17 protein-coding genes are annotated in these 20155 nt (G+C 63.8%); 10 read left to right on the top strand and 7 right to left on the bottom strand.

Annotated elements, in window-relative coordinates; genetic code table 11:
- Positions 1-385: 385 nt before the first annotated feature.
- From QMG25_RS20640 to QMG25_RS17885, 3 genes are all read right to left on the bottom strand, one after another.
- Positions 386-496 (bottom strand): hypothetical protein, encoded by a 111-nt coding sequence (locus QMG25_RS20640; protein WP_502866441.1) that lies wholly within the window; start codon positions 494-496, stop codon positions 386-388.
- A gap of 57 nt (positions 497-553) precedes the next feature.
- Positions 554-976: a pyridoxamine 5'-phosphate oxidase family protein gene (locus tag QMG25_RS17880; protein WP_283462419.1), complete on the bottom strand. Its 423-nt coding sequence runs from the start codon at positions 974-976 to the stop codon at positions 554-556.
- Positions 977-1076: 100 nt separating this feature from the next.
- On the bottom strand, positions 1077-2165 hold the full coding sequence (locus QMG25_RS17885) for a LacI family DNA-binding transcriptional regulator (protein ID WP_283462420.1): 1089 nt from the start codon (positions 2163-2165) through the stop codon (positions 1077-1079).
- A gap of 286 nt (positions 2166-2451) precedes the next feature.
- Between QMG25_RS17885 and QMG25_RS17890 the strand changes: the two genes are divergently transcribed.
- The 3 genes from QMG25_RS17890 to QMG25_RS17900 are packed head-to-tail and all read left to right on the top strand — an operon-like array spanning position 2452 to position 5737.
- Positions 2452-3585, top strand: a complete 1134-nt coding sequence (locus QMG25_RS17890) for a Gfo/Idh/MocA family protein (protein ID WP_283462462.1) — start codon at positions 2452-2454, stop codon at positions 3583-3585.
- Between the two features lie 2 nt (positions 3586-3587).
- The gene (locus QMG25_RS17895; protein WP_283462421.1) at positions 3588-4844 is read left to right on the top strand and encodes a dihydrodipicolinate synthase family protein; all 1257 of its coding nucleotides are present in this window, start codon (positions 3588-3590) and stop codon (positions 4842-4844) included.
- Positions 4841-5737 carry a sugar phosphate isomerase/epimerase family protein gene (locus tag QMG25_RS17900; protein WP_283462422.1) on the top strand — a complete coding sequence of 299 codons (897 nt, stop codon included), beginning with the start codon at positions 4841-4843 and terminating at the stop codon, positions 5735-5737. The genes QMG25_RS17895 and QMG25_RS17900 overlap by 4 nt, the downstream gene beginning before the upstream one ends.
- Positions 5738-5774: 37 nt before the next feature.
- Here the strand turns inward: QMG25_RS17900 and QMG25_RS17905 are convergent, their stop codons facing one another.
- A complete protein-coding gene (locus QMG25_RS17905; protein WP_283462423.1) occupies positions 5775-6911 on the bottom strand; it encodes a PQQ-dependent sugar dehydrogenase in 1137 nt (378 codons plus the stop codon).
- 151 nt (positions 6912-7062) lie between these two features.
- Complete coding sequence (locus tag QMG25_RS17910) at positions 7063-7698, bottom strand: uracil-DNA glycosylase family protein (protein WP_283462424.1); 636 nt, start codon at positions 7696-7698, stop codon at positions 7063-7065.
- A gap of 256 nt (positions 7699-7954) precedes the next feature.
- On the opposite strand from QMG25_RS17910, the gene QMG25_RS17915 reads away from it, so the two are divergent.
- The 4 genes from QMG25_RS17915 (at position 7955) to QMG25_RS17930 (ending at position 13154) form a co-directional block, all read left to right on the top strand.
- Entirely contained in the window at positions 7955-9673 is a 1719-nt protein-coding gene (locus tag QMG25_RS17915) for a long-chain-fatty-acid--CoA ligase (protein WP_283462425.1), read from the top strand.
- A 75-nt stretch (positions 9674-9748) separates the two neighbouring features.
- Positions 9749-11002 (top strand): pyridoxal phosphate-dependent aminotransferase, encoded by a 1254-nt coding sequence (locus QMG25_RS17920; protein WP_283462426.1) that lies wholly within the window; start codon positions 9749-9751, stop codon positions 11000-11002.
- A 386-nt stretch (positions 11003-11388) separates the two neighbouring features.
- On the top strand, positions 11389-12903 hold the full coding sequence (locus QMG25_RS17925) for an inorganic phosphate transporter (RefSeq protein ID WP_283462427.1): 1515 nt from the start codon (positions 11389-11391) through the stop codon (positions 12901-12903).
- Positions 12900-13154: a hypothetical protein gene (locus tag QMG25_RS17930; RefSeq protein ID WP_283462428.1), complete on the top strand. Its 255-nt coding sequence runs from the start codon at positions 12900-12902 to the stop codon at positions 13152-13154. Before QMG25_RS17925 ends, QMG25_RS17930 begins: the two co-directional genes overlap by 4 nt.
- A gap of 137 nt (positions 13155-13291) precedes the next feature.
- Here QMG25_RS17930 and QMG25_RS17935 read toward each other — a convergent pair whose 3' ends face one another.
- Positions 13292-13750, bottom strand: a complete 459-nt coding sequence (locus QMG25_RS17935; RefSeq protein WP_283462429.1) for a hotdog fold thioesterase — start codon at positions 13748-13750, stop codon at positions 13292-13294.
- Between the two features lies 1 nt (position 13751).
- On the opposite strand from QMG25_RS17935, the gene polA reads away from it, so the two are divergent.
- The 3 genes from polA to QMG25_RS17950 all read left to right on the top strand — a co-directional run bounded on the left by polA (position 13752) and on the right by QMG25_RS17950 (position 19200).
- Positions 13752-16538: a DNA polymerase I gene (gene polA / locus QMG25_RS17940; protein WP_502866443.1), complete on the top strand. Its 2787-nt coding sequence runs from the start codon at positions 13752-13754 to the stop codon at positions 16536-16538.
- Between the two features lie 30 nt (positions 16539-16568).
- Positions 16569-17915: a GNAT family N-acetyltransferase gene (locus QMG25_RS17945; RefSeq protein ID WP_283462430.1), complete on the top strand. Its 1347-nt coding sequence runs from the start codon at positions 16569-16571 to the stop codon at positions 17913-17915.
- Between the two features lie 292 nt (positions 17916-18207).
- The gene (locus tag QMG25_RS17950) at positions 18208-19200 is read left to right on the top strand and encodes a hypothetical protein (protein WP_283462431.1); all 993 of its coding nucleotides are present in this window, start codon (positions 18208-18210) and stop codon (positions 19198-19200) included.
- 78 nt (positions 19201-19278) lie between these two features.
- Here QMG25_RS17950 and QMG25_RS17955 read toward each other — a convergent pair whose 3' ends face one another.
- Complete coding sequence (locus tag QMG25_RS17955) at positions 19279-20028, bottom strand: ABC transporter permease (protein WP_283462432.1); 750 nt, start codon at positions 20026-20028, stop codon at positions 19279-19281.
- Positions 20029-20155: the final 127 nt, after the last annotated feature.

Genomic DNA, 20155 nt, shown 5'->3' on the forward strand with positions numbered 1-20155 from the left:
ACCTGGAAATCCTGTGCCGCGCCCATCACCTCCTGAAGCACTTCAAGGACGACAGAACCCGCACCGGGGACTGCCGCCTGGATCAGAGCCCGGAACGAGCCGCAGTACGCCTGCGCGGCTGGACCCCCTCAATGACAGCACAGAACGGCGTGGCCTGGACCTCGCCCCGCGGACGCTACTACCCGCCCGAAACAGCCGAAATCCACGCCCCGGCCTACCCCAAATGGCTCAAAAAACGCCTCACTGAAAACCTCAACCCAGCACGCCCCGACCCACAAAACCCCCAGCACCAGCAGAACACCCAGCACAACCCGGCACGCGCCGCCTTCACCGAAGAACACGGCCAAGACTGTGACTTCGAAGACGACTGCAGATACGACTGCGACTACGGATGCGACTGCGAAGGAACCCACACCGCACAGCAACTCCCTGAACCACCCCCAGGCACCTTCCCAGACGACCCGGAATTCAACACCATGCACTGGGACAACCTCATCCAACGAGGACTCGAAAACCCCACCCTCGGCCTCCCCAAGTAGCGACCGCTGATTCTCTAGTAGCGCTCGGGCTCAGTGCCCAGCTGGAAGCGGATGCCTCGAACGCTCGTGGGAACAATCTCCACAAAAGTATATTTGAGCGTTTGCAACCAAGGGGAGAGGGGAAGCTCGCTCACCGCATCGATTTCCGACTGTGATTCCAGGACTCTGGCCGCTCCCTTGACGACCACACTCCAGGCCTCGTCTTCTTCCAGTCCGTCGATCTCAAAAGCCACAGAATCGTTGATGGTCAGTTCGGCCAGCTTTGTCCCTGGGTTCGTGCGCATCAACAACTTGCGGTCATGGGCAAGGAAGTTGATGGGGAAGATGTCCGGTTTGTTGCCAACGCTCAGCGCCAATCGTCCGAAACGGGTATGTTCCAGAAATCGCCATGCATCGTCGACGGACATGTTTTCACCAGGGTGCTCTTCAGTAGTCATGCTGTGATTATGCCCCAGAATTCTCCTGCGTTGCCCATGCATTGCCACTGGCTGTGCTGACGGCCTCCATTCGGGTCTGGATGGATGGAATCCGCGCAGGCTAATCGTGTTGCGCGACGCCGCCGGCACTCTCGCGCAGCACTACGGAACCCGTCACGCTGGCAGGCAGCTTGACCAATGGAGACAGAGCCATCTTCGCCGCCAACCGACCAATTTCTTCAAGTGGAAGCCGGTATGTGGTCAAACCGGGAAAGTGGTCGCGCAGGGTGGGAATGTCATCGAAGCCCGCCACCTGCACGTCCTGCGGAATTCGTAGGCCTCGGGACCGCAACGCTGCCATGGAACCCAGCGCCATGACGTCGTTGGCGGCCAGTATGCAGAGCGGGGCGCCATCCTCGGGCCCCAGCGCGGACGCCGGGCCTGTCCCGCCACCCATGGAGTCCGAGCCCCCCAAGGAATCCAGAAACTCAAGCGTCGAGTCATAACCGCCTTGGCTGGTAAAGACGCCCTGCACAACAGCCAGCGGCTCAAGTCCAGCCGATGCGAGGGTCTCGGTGAAGCCTTGGACGCGGATTCTTGCCGTATTCCGCTCGTGGGGTCCGGCAAGAACAACGAAGCGGCGGATGCCTCGTTGCAAAAGAGCCGCAACCAGTGCCACCGCACCTTCGTAATTGCCTACCCTGACAACTTGGGCATCCAGGATGGATGAAACACCGAGGGTCACCACCCGGCCGCCGTGCGTGGTGTATTGCGCCAAGGCCTTAATCAGCCGGGGATCCTCGTGCAGGAGCCGCGAAGCAGCCAAAATGATGGCATCGGTGCGATAGGAAATGAAGGCATTGACAGCGGCAAGTTCAGCCCCGCCGGGGGAGCCCGCGTCACCTTCGATGTCCGTTCCCGCCAAAAGCACTTGGTGGCCGGAGCCGAGTGCGGCTTGCTGCACGCCGTGGGCAATGGCGGAAAAATAAGGGTCGGCAATGTCGTGGACCACCAGCCCCACCAAGCCCGTGGTGGAGCGGGCCAGCGCCTGCGCCTGGGCGTTGGGCACATAGCCCAGTTCCTCCGCGGCGGCCCTGACACGCTCGGCAATGATGGGCGCCGGGGTCCTGTTGGAGCCGTTGAGGACTCGTGACGCGGTTGCCAGCGACACGCCGGCGAGGCGTGCCACCTCGGTGAGCTTGACGGACACTGAAGCCTCCTGGCCTGGGTAACTATCCAGAAAACTGTCTGGAGAGCTGTAGGAAGAATTGCCGAAAGAATGTTGCCTGGATCAGGAAGGGCCCTTGACCCGCGAATGACTTCAGCATATATTGGAAAGCGCTTTCCAAAGTTTAGGCCACGCCGGGATTCCGGTACCTGACGACCACCACTTCCAGGAGAAAACAGTGACTCTTACAGCTTCCAACGAAGGAACGGCGGCACAAGCCGCAACTACCGGCAACGCCGCCGGCGGCAAGAAGGTCATCCGCATCGCCATGAACGGCATCACCGGCCGCATGGGCTACCGCCAGCACCTGCTGCGTTCCATCCTCCCGCTGCGCGACAGCGGGCTGACCCTGGAAGATGGCACCAAGGTGGCCATCGAACCGATCCTGGTTGGCCGCAACGAGGCCAAGGTGCGCGAGCTTGCCGAGCTGCACAACGTTGAGCACTGGACCACCGACCTGGACGCGATCATCGCAGACCCCACGGTCGACGTCGTTTTTGACGCCTCCATGACCAGCCTGCGCGCCGCAACCTTGAAGAAGGCCATGGCCAACGGCAAGCACATCTTCACCGAAAAGCCCACGGCCGAAACCCTTGAGGAAGCCATTGAACTGGCCCGCATCGGCCAAGAAGCCGGCATCACGGCAGGCGTTGTGCACGACAAGCTCTACCTGCCCGGCCTGGTGAAGCTGCGCCGCTTGGTGGATGAAGGCTTCTTTGGCCGCATCCTCTCCATCCGCGGCGAATTCGGCTACTGGGTGTTCGAGGGCGACCACCAAGCAGCACAGCGTCCCTCCTGGAACTACCGCAAGGAAGACGGCGGCGGCATGACCACCGACATGTTCTGCCACTGGAACTACGTCCTCGAAGGCATCATTGGCAAGGTCAAGACCGTCAACGCCAAGACCGCCACGCACATCCCCGCCCGCTGGGACGAGGCTGGCAAGGAATACAAGGCCACGGCCGACGACGCCGCTTACGGCATCTTCGAACTTGAAACTCCGGGAGGCGACGACGTCATCGCCCAGATCAACTCCTCCTGGGCCGTGCGCGTCTACCGCGACGAGCTGGTGGAATTCCAGATCGACGGCACCCACGGTTCAGCCGTTGCCGGACTGAACAAGTGCGTTGCCCAGCAGCGCGCCCACACGCCCAAGCCCGTCTGGAACCCGGATCTGCCCGTCACCGAATCCTTCCGCGCACAGTGGCAGGAAGTGCCCGCCAACGCCGATTTGGACAACGGTTTCAAGTTGCAGTGGGAAGAATTCCTGCGCGACGTGGTCGCCGGCCGCGAACACCGCTTTGGCCTGCTCTCTGCAGCCCGCGGCGTGCAGCTGGCCGAGCTGGGCCTGCAGTCCTCCGACGAGCGCCGCACCCTGGACATCCCGGAAATCGAGCTGTAGCCATGGCGAACACATCGGCCAACACCAACACGTCGGTCACGCTGACGCTTCCGCTGCCCACTGGGGAGCTTGAAGCGCTCACCTTGAACGCAACCGGTCCGTGGCGCAAACCGACCGAGTTGATTCGCTCCCGGAAGGTGTACGCGGCAGCACACGTCACTCCCAAGGTGCTGGGAAACAACGTCCCCGGCGCCCCAGCCGACATCGACTGGGACGCGACCCTGGCGTTCCGCCGTGAACTGTGGAGCTGGGGTGTGGGCATTGCCGACGCCATGGATACTGCACAGCGCGGCATGGGGCTGGACTGGGCCGCCACGCAGGAACTGATCAACCGCAGTGCTGCCGAGGCCGCGCTTATCGCGACCACGGAGCGCACGGTGCGCGACCTGCTGGCCTGCGGAGCCGGAACGGACCAACTGAATCCGGCCGACGTCGAACCCGGTGCCGCCGGGCTCCAGGCCGTGCTGGCCGCCTACCGCGAGCAGCTCGCCGTGGTCGAGGCGTCAGGGGCAAAGGTGATCCTCATGGCCTCGCGCGCCTTGGCCAAGGTTGCCTCCGGCCCCGAGGACTACCTGTCCATCTACGGCACGTTGCTGTCCGAGGTCAAGGAGCCCGTTGTCCTGCACTGGCTGGGCACCATGTTCGACCCCGCCCTGGCAGGCTATTGGGGCAGCGACGACGTGGAAGCGGCCACCGCCACATTCAGCCAACTCATCGAATCCCACGCCGGGAAGGTCGACGGCGTGAAAGTTTCACTTCTCGACGCCGCACACGAAGTGGCGCTGCGGGCGAACCTCCCGGAGGGCGTGCGGCTCTATACGGGCGACGACTTCAACTACCCGGAACTGATCGACGGCGACGGCGAACGCTACTCGGACGCGCTGCTGGGCATCTTTGCAGCGATCGCCCCGGCCGCCAGCACGGCACTGCAGGAGTACGACGCCGGGCGCCCCGCCGAGGCGCGGGCCATCCTGGACTCCACCCGGGACCTGGGCCTGCACATCTTCGAGGCGCCGACGTACTACTACAAGACGGGCATTGCGTTCCTCGCCTGGCTCAACGGCTACCAGGCGGGATTCCAAATGGTCGGCGGTCTGCATGCGGGCCGCGACCTCAACCACTTGGTGAAGCTGTTCCGTCTGGCCAACACGGCCGGACTGCTGCTGGATCCGGCACTTGCTGCAGAGCGGATGGCGTGTTTCCTGAACGCTGCCGGCGTCGACTCGGCTGTCACCGTCACGGAAGGAGCGAATGCGTGAGCACGTTCGACAAGCTCTCCATCAATACCGCCACCATCAAAAAGGCGTCGCTTGCCGAAGCCCTTGAGCTCAGCGTTGCCGCCGGCCTGCAACACATTGGCTTGTGGCGCGACAAAGTGGCCGAGGTTGGCCTGGACACGGCAGTCGAGATGGTCCGGGCCTCCGGGTTGAGCGTCTCGAGCCTGTGCCGCGGCGGATTCCTGACCGCGGCCGACGGCCCCGGCCAGGCTGCGGCCCTTGCTGACAACCAGGCGGCCATCCTTGAAGCCAAGGCGCTGGGCACCACCGAGATCATCATGGTGGTGGGCGGACTTCCGGACTTCAGTGTTTCACCGGGGGCTGTGGACGGCGGCGGCCAAGCCACGGCCGTGGCAGGCGGCAAGGACCTTGTCCTTGCCCGCCAACGCGTGGCAGATCGCCTTGCCGAGTTGGCGCCGTTTGCCCTCGAGCACGGCGTCCGCCTGGTGCTTGAGCCGCTGCACCCGATGTACGCAGCCGACCGCGCCGTGCTCTCAACCCTGGGCCAGGCACTGGATTTGGCCGCCCCGCACCCGGCTGAAGCTGTCGGCGTCGTGGTGGACACGTTCCACGTCTGGTGGGATCCGTCCCTGCACGAACAGATCGCCCGCGCTGGTGCCGAAGGTCGCATCGCCTCCTACCAGGTGTGCGACTTCAACCTTCCCATCGCCAGTGATGCGCTGCTGTCCCGCGGTTTCATGGGCGACGGCGTCATCGACTTCGCCACCATCGGAAGCTGGGTCGCCGAGGCGGGCTACAACGGCGTCGTCGAAGTGGAGATCTTCAACGAAGACATCTGGGCCCTGCCCTACGCCGACGTGGTGGACACCGTCAAGGAGCGTTACGCCGAGCTGGTGGCACCGCACCTGGGCTGACACACGGGTAGCGGAGCCCGAGGTGGCGGAGCCGGGACTATCGGGCGACGTCGATGACCTTGTCGTCGCCGGGCATGGGGTCGCCACGGCCGTCTGTATTGTTCGTCAGGACCTGCAGGCGGCCGTCGTGCGTCAACATGACATCTCGGAGTCGGCCCAACTCACCGACCAGGATTGCGCGGGCGCTGGGCGCCTCCTCCAGATCAACCACCCAGAGGCGTTCCCCGCGCAGGGCCGCCATGTACAGGGTGGTCCCGTCAATGGCGATGCCGCTGGGGCTGGCCTCGGCCGTGGACCACGTCAGGACAGGGTTGCGGAAGCGTGAATCCTTGCCGATTCCTTCAACGACCGGCCAACCGTAGTTCGCGCCTGCGACGATCTCATTGAGCTCGTCCCACGTGTTTTGGCCAAACTCCGAGGCCCACATGCGCCCTGTGTCGTCCCAGGCAAGGCCCTGCGCGTTGCGGTGCCCCAGCGTCCACACGGGACTGCCTGGAAACGGGTTGTCCGCCGGGATCCCACCGTCGGGTTGCAGGCGCAGGATCTTGCCGGAGAGCGATTTGGGGTCCTGTGCGGCGTTCCGTTTTCCGGCATCGCCGGTGGTGGCATAGAGCATGCCGTCGGGCCCAAAGGCGAGGCGGCCGCCATTGTGGTTGGCGGCCTTGGGGATTCCATCCAGGACGACGGTGGCCGCGCCCAGCGACCGTGCCCCGGAAATGCCCCGCAGCGGCATGCGCAGTATCCGGTTGTCTGACGCAGTGGTCAGGTACGCGTAGACGGTGATGCAGCCGGTGTCGGGTGCGGGGTTGCCTTGGCAACCATCCAGCCGGACAGCCAGACCCAGCAACCCGCCCTCGCCCTGGTGGAGCACCCCGGGCACCGTGCCAACAACTCGCTTGGTGCCCGCCGGGGAAACCTCCAGCACCTGCCCCGAATCCCGTTCGCTGACAAGCAAGCTGTTGTCGGCCAGGGCAACCATGGACCATGGCGCGGCAAGGCCCGTGACGAAGTCGCTTGTGGCACTGGAGCTCTGATCGGGTGGTGCAGGGTTTGGCGCCCGGCATGCCGTCAAGACCAAGACCAGGAGCACGAGCGGGACCAAGAGCAAGGCAGGGATGGTCCGGATCCGGCCGGGGTGCTGCCGGTGCGGCTTCAAGGTCCCTGTCCCACCCATGGCACCAGCGTAGCTGGACGAAACAGCGGATGGCACGGGGCCGCCGTCGTCCTTAAAGATCTATGACGCACTTGTTGGACCGATTGCACCCATTTTCGGCGTTTTCGGTCCAACAAGTGCGTCATAGATTATGGGGGGGCTTTGGAAAAGGCTAGCGGCCCTTGACCAGAATGCCGTTGCGGGTCATGGACTCCGCGTAGGCCTTGGTCGATTCATTGAGCCACTGCTCCTGACGCTCGGCGGATCCGGCAAAGCTGCGCCCGGACAGCGAACGGACCTTGTAGATGCCGAAGCCGCGCTTGTACAGCATGGGCCCTTGGGCCTTGAGGAGCTGGTCGGCCAGGCGGTGCGCCTCGGTGCCGTGGGCTACAAGGGCGGAGGCGCGCGGGACCATGGTGAGGAACTTGACCAGCGGACGCAGGCCCGCTTCGATCTGCGGTGCACTGAGGCGTCCGTTGGGTTCGCCCGGGGTAAACCAGGGATGGACGTTCCACGGCATGACGTAGCTGGGACGCAGGCCCAGCTGCCAGTGGATGCCGAGCAGGCGGGTGGCTGCCTGCTCGTCGCCTGCCGTAATGAAACCGGAAGGGTCCATTTCACCAACATTGGAGAACAGGCTGATGATCTTGCACTCATCAACATCGTGAACCGGATCCACGTAGGCCACCTCCTGTGCGGGCTTGGCTTCCGCCAAGGTGTCGCACAGCTCGGTGATGGGGGCAATGTTCTCGTCGTAACGGCGATTCCACAGCTGTTCACGCAGTGATTCAGTGGCCACGGATGTCATTGAGGCGCAGTTCTCCTTTGGGGGGATGGGAGTGTGTGCGGGACGTTTCCGCTTTGGCGGAAGGCCCGACTGTTCAGCTTATCAATTTCCGTCCGTCCCCGTGCCTGCCGGGCCTGTGCTATGGGAGCGGCGAACGCCGTGTTTGTGAGAAATCCAACAGCACACGGCGCAAAAGTTCGCTCTCGGTTCGTCCTGTCCATTCAACACCGCAGGACCCGGCTCGACACCCAACGGCCCCGGCGGCAAGATGGTTGGCATGGCCACTCCAGCACATTTTCAGTCCGCACCACAGCCGTGGGCAAAGAACTACCAGCCAGGCGTCCCCGCCGAGATTGAGTTGCCCGGTGAATCGCTGGTGGAAATGTTTGAGCGTTCGGTGGCGGAAGCGGGCGGGCACCCTGCCTTGGAGTTCTTTGGCCGACGCACGAGCTATCGCGAATTGGGTGAACAGGTGGCGCAGGCTGCCGAAGGACTGCGCCACCTGGGTGTCAAGGCAGGGGACAGGGTGGCCCTCATCCTGCCCAACTGCCCCCAGCACGTGGTGGCTTTTTACGCCGTGCTGCGGCTGGGCGCCGTGGTGGTTGAACACAACCCGCTCTACACAACAGGCGAGCTTCGGCACCAATTCCTGGACCATGGAGCCCGGGTGGCCATCGCCTGGGACAAATCCGTGGCGGCACTGCAGAAATTTCCCGCCGAGGAGCGCCCCGTTCATCTGGTGGCCGTAAACCTGCTTGAGGCGTTCCCCGCCGTGAAGCGCCTGGCGCTCGGGTTGCCGCTGCGGAAGATGCGCGAGACCCGGACTGCGCTGACCGGGCCAGCGCCGGACGCCATGCCGTGGAAGCAGCTGTTGGCAGGGGGCCGGATCGATGCCGCGCACCCGCGCCCCGGAGTTCACGACCTTGCCGTGATTGGCTACACCTCCGGCACCACCGGCCAGCCCAAAGGCGCCATGCTGACCCACTTCAACCTGTATTCCAACGCACTCCAAGGAGAGGCGTGGATGCACGGGGCCCAGGAACGCAAGGAGATTCTCTACGCCATCCTGCCCATGTTCCACGCCTTCGGCATGACCTTGTACCTGACTTTTGGCATCCGCAAGCAGGGCCTCCTGGTGCTCTTTCCCAAGTTCGACACCGATTTGGTGTTGGCTGCCATGAAGAAGTCACCTGCCACGGTGTATTGCGCCGTGCCTCCCATCTACGAACGCACGGCCCTTGCCGCGAAGGAAAAGGGAGTCTCGCTGCGGTCCTGCAAATACTGCATTTCCGGGGCCATGAACCTCCCCGACCACGTGGTGGAACTGTGGGAATCGGTCTCCGGCGGCTTGCTGGTGGAGGGCTACGGCATGACGGAATCCTCGCCCGTGGCGCTCGGCAATCCTTTCAATCCGGGCCGGCGCAACGGCACCATCGGAGTGCCGTTCCCTTCCACCCTGATGAAAGTGGTGGGACTTGAAGACTCCGGGCTGGAGGGTTCCGGGACGGAAGTGGCACCGGGGGAGCCGGGCGAGTTGCTGTTGAAGGGTCCGCAGATCTTCCAGGGCTATTGGAACAACCCGGAAGAAACCGGCAAGGCCTTGACGGAGGACGGTTGGCTGCGCACCGGCGACATCGTCACGGTGGACCCCGACGGCTTCACCACCATCGTGGACAGGCTGAAGGAACTTGTCATCACCGGAGGCTTCAATGTGTCGCCCTCGGAAGTGGAGGCCATTCTGGGAACGCACGACGGCGTGGCCGACGTTGCGGTCTTTGGCAAGGCCTTGGAGCGGGGCGGGGAAAAGGTGGTTGCCGCCGTCGTCCTCGAAGCCGGGACGGATCTTGACGAAGCGGCGTTGCGGGCCTGGTGCCGGGAACGCATGACAGGCTACAAAGTGCCGGCCCGGATTGTTCAAGTTCAAGACATGCCCCGTTCCATGCTCGGCAAAATCCTGCGCAAGCAGGTCAAGGAGGAACTCCTCCCCACGCTGTAGACGTGCAGGGGATTTTTTCGGCGCGAAGTGGAGGGCTCGGCCAATTGCGCCGGGACCTATGTGAAAATGGAATGTATGCGCCCTATGCAACACTCCAGCAAGCTAGCCAATGTACGATACGAACTTCGCGGTCCCATACTGCATGCGGCCCAAAAGATGGAGGCCGAGGGCCACCGCATTTTGCGGATGAACTTGGGCGACACCGCACCGTTTGGCTTGGAGGCGCCGGAGTCCATCGTGGTGGACATGATCCACCACCTCCGCGGGGCGCAAGGCTACAGCGACTCCAAAGGCATCTTCTCCGCCAGAACCGCCATTTCCCAGTACTACCAAACCAAGGGCCTGCGCAAAATTGGCGTGGACGACATTTTTGTTGGCAACGGTGTCAGCGAACTGATCTCCATGACGTTGCAGGCCTTTTTGGAGAACGGCGACGAAGTCCTCATCCCGGCCCCCGACTACCCGTTGTGGACAGCGACGGTGACCCTGACCGGCGGAGTCCCCGTCCACTACCTGTGCGACGAAGACAACCAGTGGTGGCCGGACATGGCGGACGTGGAAGCAAAAATCACGCCGAAAACGCGTGCCATCGTCATTATCAACCCCAACAACCCCACAGGTGCCGTCTACCCCCGCGCCATCCTGGAGCAGTTTGTGGAACTGGCCCGCAGGCACGACCTGGTGCTCTTCGCGGATGAGATCTACGAAAAGATCATCTACGACGGCCGCTCCCACATCCACCTGGCCTCCTTGGCCGACGACGTCTGCATGCTGATGTTCAGCGGCCTGTCCAAGGCCTACCGCATGCCAGGCTACCGTGCAGGGTGGGTTGCACTGTCGGGGCCGCGATCTGCGATGGCCGGGTTCAAGGAAGCATTGGAGCTGATTGCCTCATTGCGCCTGTGTTCCAACGTGCCGGCCCAGCACGCCATTCAAACCTCGCTTGGCGGATACCAGAGCATCAACGACCTGACAGGGCCGGGCGGGCGGCTGCGGGAGCAGCGCGACAGGGCCTCGGAACTGCTCAATGCGCTGCCCGGGGTGTCGTGCGTGCCGGCGGCCGGCGCCATGTACTTGTTCGTCAAGCTCGACCAGGAGCTGTACCCCATCGAATCCGACGAGAAGTTTGTCATCGACCTGCTCCAGGACCAAAAAATCCTTGTCTCGCATGGGACGGCCTTCCACTGGCCCACCCCCGACCACTTCAGGTTCGTGATTCTGCCGTCCACGGACGACATTGAGGAAGCGGTGCGCCGCATTTCCTCCTTCCTTGCCGTCTACCGCCGCAAGGCCGCCCTCGTCAGCCACTGGAGTTCTGTCAACCACTAGGTTTTCGCCGGCCACGCAATCTCCGGCAGCCGCTGGTGTTCCAATGCATGCTTGGAACGGAGATCATTAATGAGTTCCTTTTCACACTCCACTCCTTTCTGCGGTTGGGAGCAGGGTTGCAAGGAGGCGGGATGCTGCGCTCGAGCCACGCCAGCCCCTCTTGCACAAGCCACTGCGGGTTCCCGGCACTGTCGGAACGGGGCGATTTTTGGGCTGGGGGCAAGCAGGAGACTAAAAATGGTCGTAAGATCGTGGAGGTAGGATTTCGCCACCGCTCCATGAACTTCACTGCACCGGTGCCATGGGCGCTAGGTGCGCCATCTGCGCGCGTATCCGACTAGACTTTTTCGAAGCTTCGCTTTTGCCCCCTCTAGATTGGATCGCGGGTGGATCTCACCTTCATGGTCGTGCTGGTTATAGCGCTGGCCCTCTTCTTCGACTTTACGAATGGCTTTCACGACACAGCCAATGCCATGGCAACACCCATTGCCACAGGCGCCATCAAACCCAAAACAGCTGTTGCCTTGGCCGCGATCCTGAACTTGGTGGGAGCGTTCCTTTCCACCGAGGTGGCCAAGACCATCTCCGGCGGCATCATCAACGAGGGCGGACCCAACGGGGTGGCCATCACGCCGCAGATGATCTTTGCCGGGTTGATGGGCGCAGTGCTGTGGAACTTGTTCACGTGGCTGCTGGGCTTGCCATCCAGCTCCTCGCACGCCCTCTTTGGCGGCCTGATCGGTGCAGCGGTTGTCGGCACCTGGTCCTTCGGTGCGGTGAACTTCATGGTGGTTGTCTCCAAGGTGCTGCTCCCTGCCCTCCTCGCCCCGGCCATCGCAGGACTCGTTGCGTACCTGTGCACCAAACTGGCGTACAGCATCACCCGCCGTTCGGACCCGGATTCCGGAGACAAGCGCACCCAGAAACGTGGCGGCTTCCGTCGCGGCCAGGTCTTTAGCTCCTCGCTTGTGGCACTCGCGCACGGCACCAACGACGCACAGAAAACCATGGGTGTCATCACCTTGGTGCTTGTTGCCTCGGGCCTGCAACAAGCAGGCACCGGTCCGCACATTTGGGTCATCACTGCGTGCGCCCTGGCCATTGCCGGCGGCACCTACGCGGGTGGCTGGCGCATCATCCGCACCCTCGGCTCGGGCCTGACCGACGTCAAGCCCGCCCAGGGCTTCGCCGCGGAAACCAGCACGGCCGCAGCCATTCTGGCCTCCAGCCACCTGGGCTTTGCGCTCTCCACCACCCACGTGGCCTCGGGCTCGGTGGTGGGTTCGGGCCTGGGCCGCAAGGGTTCCACCGTCCGCTGGGGGCAGATCGGCAAGATCAGCCTGGCCTGGTTGTTCACGCTTCCAGCCGCCGGCCTCGTCGGTGGCCTCGCCGCACTGCTGATCCGTACCGGCACCATCGGCTTTGTCATTGTTGCCGGGCTTGGCTTGAGCGCCATCATCGTCATGTTCGTCCTCTCCCAGCGTGAAACTGTTGACCACAACAACGCCATCAGCGACGTCGATGCCGTGGGCGAGGCCATGCACATTCCCAGTAAGAAGGAACGCGACAAGCTGGCCGCCAAGGCCCGTGCCGCCGAAAAACTGGCCGCAAAGGCTGCCAAGCGTGCCGCAGACACAGCCGTCGCCCGTGCCGTGGCGCAGACGGCGCTTGACCGGGCAGACACCGCGGTGCTCAAAGCCATGACCAAGGCTGCCACTGATGCGCGAGCGCCGAAGTCCAAGTCCAAGCCGAAGTCGAAGCCCAAGTCCGTGCCCCAACCCAAGTCCGTGCCGGAAACCGAAGCGATGCCCGGATCCGTCCCTGCGGACGCGGAAGTGCCGAATGCCGACGCCGGTTACAAAGCCGACGCCGAAGCGGGCTTCAACAAGGGGGAGAAATGATTGACTGGTTTGGATTTGTCATCGTGGCGATCACCACGCTTGTGGGTGCCGGTTTTGTGGTGACAATGTACTCGTTGGGAGTCCGTTTGACGGCCGTCAGTGGCGACGACGACGGCCGCGTCAACCACGCCGCCAAGTGGGGATCCATTGTGTGCTTCGGCTTCTGCATCCTAGCCGTGGCCAGCGCCATTGTCTTGATCGTCCCGGCCTTCAGCTCGGCCGCGGGGCAGATCGTGGGCTCCTTGTTCTAGGCACAGGCTGCCTAAATCTTGTGTCAACGCACGGGGGTCAACGCACGATGCCGGGCACTTCCCCTTCCGCCACTGCGGCAGGGGAAGTGCCCGGCGTCGTTTTTTAACGAAGCGGGCGAACCACGGGGCTTGGGCGGTCAGCGCGCCATGATCATGTTGGTGATGCGGCAGGTGGACAGGCGCCGGCCCTCCGCGTCGGTCATGACCACTTCATGGGTGGCCAGTGTGCGCCCCAGGTGGACGGGGGTGGCCGTGCCTGTCACGAGTCCGTCGGTGATGCCCCGGTGGTGTGTGGCGTTGATCTCTATCCCGGCCACGCGGAAGTCCGGCCCGGCATGGAAGTAGGCGGCAAAGGAGCCCAGTGTTTCCGCCAGCACCACGTGCGCGCCGCCGTGCAGCAGGCCTGTCACTTGGGTGTTTCCCTCAACCGGCATGGTGGCAACCATGGACTCCGTGGTCATCCGGGTGAAAACGATGCCCATCTTAGCCACGAGGGAACCCACTCCGTGTCGACCCAACAGGCCGTGGTACTCGGTGGGGACCCCTGCTGCCAGGAGCTCGTTGGAAAGGGGATGCGGTGTGTAATTGTCGTCCATGATGACTAGGCTGGCACTTGTGAGCGAATCTGCCAAGACGGCCCCCCAGACCACTGCTGCAACCACCCCAGGCACCGGGGTGCCCGACGGGCAATCCCCGCGACTGCTGGTGCTCGACGGGCACTCCATGGCCTTCCGCGCCTTCTATGCGATGCCTGCGGACAAGTTCGTGACGGATTCCGGCCAGTACACCAACGCAGTCCACGGTTTCACGGCCATGCTGCTGACCATGATCCGGCAGCAAAAACCCACCCACGTGGTGGTCGCCTTCGACCTGGACACCCCCACCTTCCGTTCGCTGGAGTACACTGAATACAAGGGCGGGCGCAACAAGACGCCCGAGGAGTTCTACGGCCAGATCGACCTCATCATCAAGGTCATGGCCGCCATGCGCATTCCCACCATCTCGGTGGACGGCTTTGAAGCGGACGACATCATCGCCACTCTCTCCACGCAGGGCGAGGCGGCAGGCTGGGACGTGCTGGTGGTCTCCGGCGACCGTGACGCGTTCCAGCTGATCACCGACAAGGTTTCGGTGCTGTACCCGAAGAAGGGCATCTCCGACATCCCGCCCATGGATGCAGCAGCCGTCGAAGCGAAGTACCTGGTGCCTCCGAACCGCTATTCGGATCTGGCCGCACTGGTGGGGGAGACCGCGGACAACCTCCCCGGCGTGCCCGGCGTCGGCCCCAAGACGGCGGCCAAGTGGATCAACCAGTACGGCGGCCTGGAGGGCGTTCTGGAGAACCTCGACGCCATCGGCGGCAAGGTGGGCGAGTCCCTGCGGGCGCATGTCGACGACGTCAAGCGCAACCGGCGCCTCAACCACCTGCTGCGCGACATGGACCTGCCGGTGGCCATTGAGGACACTGTTCTGCAGGCGCCGGACCGCGAGGCCGTCGAGGAACTGTTCGACTCGCTGCAGTTCAACACGCTGCGCAAGCGTCTCTTTGACCTGTTTGGCGCGGAGGAAGAAGCGGCCGACGCCGGCGAGTCCCACCAGGTGCCCGCCCATCGCGTGGTGGCTGCGGCGTCCGAGCTGCGGGACTGGGTGGCCGCGGACGGCGTGGACGGCGCAGACGGAGTGGAAGGCAGCACCGTTGTTGCCGTCGACGTACAGAGCGAGCCGGTTGGCCTGGCCCGCGAGGCGACTGCCGTGGCCCTGGTCCGCGGCGATTCCGCCGTCGTCGTTGACCTGCGAAGTGCCGACGCCGAAGTGGAATCCACCCTGGCGGCTTGGCTGGTGTCCGCGGCGCCCAAGGTGGTGCACGAGTACAAGGAGGCGCTGAAGGCGTTGGCCGTGCGCGGGCTCTGGCTGGAAGGGGTGCAGGATGACACTTCGCTGTCCGGCTATCTCATTCAACCGGACCGCCGCAGCTACGAACTGGCCGAACTGAGCCAGGTCCACCTGAAGGTCGGTTTCGACACTGGCGCTTCGGAGTCGACGGGACAGCTGGAGTTGGGGCTGGACGAGGATGCCTCCCACGCCGAGGCAGTGCAGCGCGGCTATGTTGCCCTGCTGCTCAGCGAACACTTTGCCCCGCTGTTGGAAGAACGCGGCGCGTCCACGCTGCTGCGTGACATGGAGCTGCCGCTGGCGGCCGTGCTGGCCCGGATGGAACTAACGGGCATTGCCATCTCACAGGACCGCCTGACCAGCCTGCTGGCCGATTTCACCGCCGCCATGAACGCCGCCCAGCAGGCAGCGTTCGCGGCGATTGGCCACGAAGTGAACCTTGGTTCGCCCAAACAGTTGCAGGAGGTCTTGTTTGAAGAGCTCGGGCTGCCCAAAACAAAGAAGATCAAGACCGGCTACACCACCGACGCCGCGTCCCTGAAAGCCCTGCTGGAAAAGACCGGACACGAGTTCCTCGCCCAGCTGATGGCCCACCGCGAAGCCTCCAAGCTCAAGCAAATGGTGGAGACGCTGAAGAAGTCCGTGGCGGAGGATGGGCGAATCCACACGACCTACGCACAGAACGTGGCGGCCACCGGGCGCTTGTCCTCGAACAACCCGAACCTGCAAAACATCCCGATCCGTTCGGAGGAGGGGCGCCGCGTCAGGGACATTTTCGTGGTCAGTGAAGGCTACGAATGCCTGCTGGCCGCCGACTACTCGCAAATTGAAATGCGCATCATGGCCCACCTCTCCGGAGATGCCGGACTCATCCAGGCCTATGCCGAGGGGGAGGACCTGCACAGGTACGTCGGCTCCCACGTCTTTGGCGTGGCGCCGGAAGAAGTCACCTCGGCCATGCGCTCGAAGGTCAAGGCCATGTCTTACGGGCTGGCCTACGGGCTGACAAGCTTTGGCTTGTCCAAGCAACTGGAAATCTCCGTTGACGAGGCCAGGACGCTCGTCAAGGACTACTTTGACCGCTTTGGCGGGGTCCGCGACTACCTGCGCGGCGTGGTCGAACAAGCTCGCATCGACGGCTACACCTCCACGATTGAAGGGCGTCGGCGCTACCTGCCCGATCTCTCAAGTGCCGACCGGCAGTTGCGTGAACTGGCCGAGCGAGTGGCCCTGAACTCACCCATTCAGGGTTCCGCGGCGGACATCATCAAGCACGCCATGCTTGGGGTGGCCGGCGAGCTGAAGGACAAGGGCCTGAAATCGCGGATGCTGCTGCAGGTTCATGATGAATTGATCCTTGAAGTGTGGCCGGGCGAGCTGGACGCCGTGAAGGAACTTGTGGTGGAGCAGATGGGTGCTGCGGCCGAACTCAAGGTGCCGTTGGAAGTCCAGCTGGGCTTGGGCGCCAGCTGGAACGACGCCGGCCACTGACTCACCCCACCGACTTTAGAAAGGCATCCCATGCCGCAAAGCTACGAACCGGGCATCAACCGCCAGTCTCGTCCGTTCCCCTACGAGCTGCGGACCTTCGCGTCGCGCCTGGAGGATGGCAAGGCCAGTGCGGAACTGGCGAAGTGGATGCAGGCCGTTGCCCTGGGTTTCCATGGCGATACGCTTGGCGATGCGGAGATAAGCAAGTACGCTGCCTCCACTGAGGTTGACGGGCAGATGGCCACGGGTGCGTACCTCATCGACGCCACTGCCCCGGAGGGAGCCTGGGGCCCCGACTATCCCGTCGCCACCTACGCCTACCACCGCAAGAACCTGAACGTCGGAGCAGGGACACTGCTTCCCGTCCACCAGATCACCGCGGTGACAGTGCGTCCAAGCCACCGCCGTCGTGGCTTGTTGAGGGCCATGATGGGCTCCGACCTGGCCCAGGCCAAAGCCGCCGGAATCCCCATTGCCGCACTGACGGCGTCGGAAGCGACCATTTACGGCCGCTTTGGTTTTGGCGTGGCGACCGACAGCAGCAACATCGAAGTCACGGTCAAGGGCGGACTGGAATTCATCGTGTCGGCGGCCGCCTCGCAGGGTGTGGTGGAAATCGCCGACGTCGGGGTGGTGCGCGACCTTCACAATGAGATCTTTGCGCGCGTCCACGCCACCACGTACGGGTCCATTGGCCGGCAGGACATGTACAGGCTTTCGGCGTCGGGGGAGCCCACCTACGGCCGGTCCGAACCCATGAAGAACATCCGGGCGGCGCTGCACTATGACGCCTCCGGAGCCGTGGACGGCTACGTCACGTACCGGCCGCGCCAGGAAAAGGCACGCTCCACCGTGGATATTGTCGACTTCCTGGCCGTCAACGATGCAGCGTACCTTGCGCTGTGGAACTATCTTGGCTCGCTGGATTTGATCGATGTGATCATCTGGGACTCGGCTCCCGTGGTGGATCCGCTCGAGTGGGCCATGGCGGCCAAGCGGCTCTACAAGCGCACAGTCACCGAGGACCACCTGTGGCTGCGCATCCTTGACACCCCAGGGGCCTTGGCCGCCCGCGAATACCCGGCGGACGGCACCCTCACCATCCATGTCGGCGATCCCCTCGGGCACGCGTCGGGCATCTTCAAGATTGCGGTGGTGCACGGCAAGGCCACTGTCACGCGCTGCCCGGAAGACGGCTCCGTGGAATCCGAACTCAGCATGGGCGTCAGCGAACTCTCCAGCCTCTACCTGGGCGGTGTCAGCGCCCGGACCCTGCAAAAGGCAGGCCGGATCCGCGAGGACAGCCCTCGGGCCGTGGCACGGTTTGACGCCATGTTCGCCGCGGCCGAAGCGCCGCACTGCATGACTGACTTCTAGCCGGCAAGGCGTCCGGTCCAACAGTCGTAGCCGAAATGCTTCAGGTTGGCAGCACGTCTCCCCTCCGGCACGCGCATAAACGCGGGTTCCCCGCACATGCGCAGCTTTCCCGCTTATGGGGTGGATGTCACCTCCGCATAAGCGGGAGAGGTGCGTTCGTGCTCCGTGGAGCCTGGGTTTTGTCCCGAAGCACGACGGCGGTGGTTCCTGCACAGCTGTGGTTCGGCGCGGTGGTGTCCACAGGCTGCCACGTGTGCGCCCCGCACACTGCTGTTCGGGGCCACCATGGGACATGGACAAGAGCAAACTTCAGGCAATGGTGTCAAGCCAGTGGCCCCCCGAATCCGTGGGCGGCGTCGCCACAAGTGCCATGCTGGCGGCGCGAGGGCTCGGTGGGAGGTGCGTCGGCGCCGCCGCTGCCCAGGGCTTGGTGCAGCGGCTGCAGCGCGGTGCCTACATCCGGGCTGCCGACTGGAATGCCGCTGCGCCCTGGCACAAGGACTACCTCATGCTGATCGCCCATGTGCTGGCGTCGCACTGCCAAGGCGTGTATTCACACTCCAGTGCCGCCAGGATCCACGGGTTGGGCACGTGGGGGTGCGGGGCGGCAGTGCATGTGAGCTTCAACTATTCCCCGGGCAGCTCCGGCCGGGGTTCCAACGTCGTTGCCCACAGGCAATCTCTCGCCCCGGAAGACGTTGCGTTGATGCGGATCGGCCCGCTGCGGGTTCCCGTCACTTCCTTGGAACGGACCATTGTGGATTGTTCCCGCCATTTCACCCTCGAGCAATCAGTCATTATCGGCGACCACGGGCTCCGCAGCGGCGCGTCCGTGCAGGCACTGAAGGGACAACTGGCCGGCAGCCCGATAAAACGAGGCGCTGCAAGGGCCCGGAAGGCCCTCGACTTCTTCGATCCGAACAGCGAATCGGCAGGGGAGTCGCGCACCAGGGTGTTCTTGGCAGGCACCGGCCTGCCCCTTGCGGAACTGCAAGTGACGATTTCCACCCGCCACGGCGACTATCGGGTTGACTTTGCCTGGCGACAGTACAAGCTGATCCTCGAATTTGACGGCTGGGGAAAATACTTCAATTACCGGCCAACCCCAGAGGTCCTGGCCAATGAGCGGCAGCGGGAAAAGGACCTCATGGAGCTGGGGTGGCAGTTCATCCGCATCGGCTGGGCGGATTTCAAGGACCCGGTCACGCTCGAGTCGCGCATCCGGGCAGCACTGGTGCGGGCCGGAGCGGTGCTGCCGGTGTCAAGAACCCGGATTTGCGCATAAACGCACCTACTCTGCATAAAAGCGGTGCGGAGCCCCCCCGAACAGCGGGCAAGGTGCGTTCATGCGGGAAGGGTGCGGTCATACCGGGCGCGACCAGGCCCCGCGGCAGCACAGCCACAGTGTGGTGGTCGCTGTGCTGGAGTTGACCAGCAGGAGGGAAATGAGCACCAGCAGCTGAATCAGCCCGGCATCCAGCGGTGCAGCCCCGCCGAGAATCATGCCGACAAACGCGCCGGGCAGTGTGACGAGCCCGGCCGTCCGGGTTTGGTCGATGGACGGGAGCACGGCCTCGCCCGCCACGGGACGGCCCACCAGCGTGCGGGCCGCCGGCCATTCGAAACCCAGCGCAACGGCCGCCTCCACTTCGCCCCTGCGCCATTCCAGTTCGTCGCGCACGCGCCGTCCACTGAGCGTCACAGTGGACATGGCGCCGCCAATTTGCTGGCCCAAAATAGCGATGATGGCCAGCGCTTGGAAGGGCAGCACACCCACGGCAAACAACAACGCTGCAGGGGGAATGACGCCGGCAGCCAGTGGGAGGGCAGCCACCCACCAACGTCCCTGCGGGGCCACGCGATGCCCGCAGGTCCACACAGCGACCAGGAACATCACCGCGACGAAGGCAAACGCCCAGACTCCACTATTTGAGAGCAGCGCAATGACAAACGCGACGGCGGCGAGCTGGACCAAAGCGCGCAGGCCCGCCACCAGCATCTGCCACGTGGAACGGTCCAAGGCGATGCGCCAAATTACGGCGGCCAAAACCAAGAAGACAGCCAAAAGCACCCAAGCAGGCGGGCCCAAGACCAAGAGTGTTGAATTGTCCACAAACGCCATTATCGCCGTCGAAGGCGGTTTTGCGCTCCATGGACCAAACAACTAGACTAAATGGGCATGTCATGGGTCGTTTCGACTGGTACTTCCAGCCGTTGGCTGCCCAGGACATTCATGCACG

The sequence above is a fragment of the Arthrobacter sp. H35-D1 genome, assembly GCF_030063185.1.
GTDB lineage: Bacteria > Actinomycetota > Actinomycetes > Actinomycetales > Micrococcaceae > Specibacter.

What these genes read in the sequence shown, in the direction of transcription:
- QMG25_RS20640 (WP_502866441.1), bottom strand. Translation starts at nt 496, where the DNA reads ATGAGGTTGTCCCAGTGCATGGTGTTGAATTCCGGGTCGTCTGGGAAG.
- QMG25_RS17880 (WP_283462419.1), bottom strand. Translation starts at nt 976, where the DNA reads ATGACTACTGAAGAGCACCCTGGTGAAAACATGTCCGTCGACGATGCA.
- QMG25_RS17890 (WP_283462462.1), top strand. Translation starts at nt 2,452, where the DNA reads ATGAACGGCATCACCGGCCGCATGGGCTACCGCCAGCACCTGCTGCGT.
- QMG25_RS17895 (WP_283462421.1), top strand. Translation starts at nt 3,588, where the DNA reads ATGGCGAACACATCGGCCAACACCAACACGTCGGTCACGCTGACGCTT.
- QMG25_RS17905 (WP_283462423.1), bottom strand. Translation starts at nt 6,911, where the DNA reads ATGGGTGGGACAGGGACCTTGAAGCCGCACCGGCAGCACCCCGGCCGG.
- QMG25_RS17910 (WP_283462424.1), bottom strand. Translation starts at nt 7,698, where the DNA reads ATGACATCCGTGGCCACTGAATCACTGCGTGAACAGCTGTGGAATCGC.
- QMG25_RS17915 (WP_283462425.1), top strand. Translation starts at nt 7,955, where the DNA reads ATGGCCACTCCAGCACATTTTCAGTCCGCACCACAGCCGTGGGCAAAG.
- QMG25_RS17920 (WP_283462426.1), top strand. Translation starts at nt 9,749, where the DNA reads ATGCGCCCTATGCAACACTCCAGCAAGCTAGCCAATGTACGATACGAA.
- QMG25_RS17930 (WP_283462428.1), top strand. Translation starts at nt 12,900, where the DNA reads ATGATTGACTGGTTTGGATTTGTCATCGTGGCGATCACCACGCTTGTG.
- QMG25_RS17935 (WP_283462429.1), bottom strand. Translation starts at nt 13,750, where the DNA reads ATGGACGACAATTACACACCGCATCCCCTTTCCAACGAGCTCCTGGCA.
- polA (WP_502866443.1), top strand. Translation starts at nt 13,752, where the DNA reads ATGACTAGGCTGGCACTTGTGAGCGAATCTGCCAAGACGGCCCCCCAG.
- QMG25_RS17945 (WP_283462430.1), top strand. Translation starts at nt 16,569, where the DNA reads ATGCCGCAAAGCTACGAACCGGGCATCAACCGCCAGTCTCGTCCGTTC.
- QMG25_RS17950 (WP_283462431.1), top strand. Translation starts at nt 18,208, where the DNA reads ATGGACAAGAGCAAACTTCAGGCAATGGTGTCAAGCCAGTGGCCCCCC.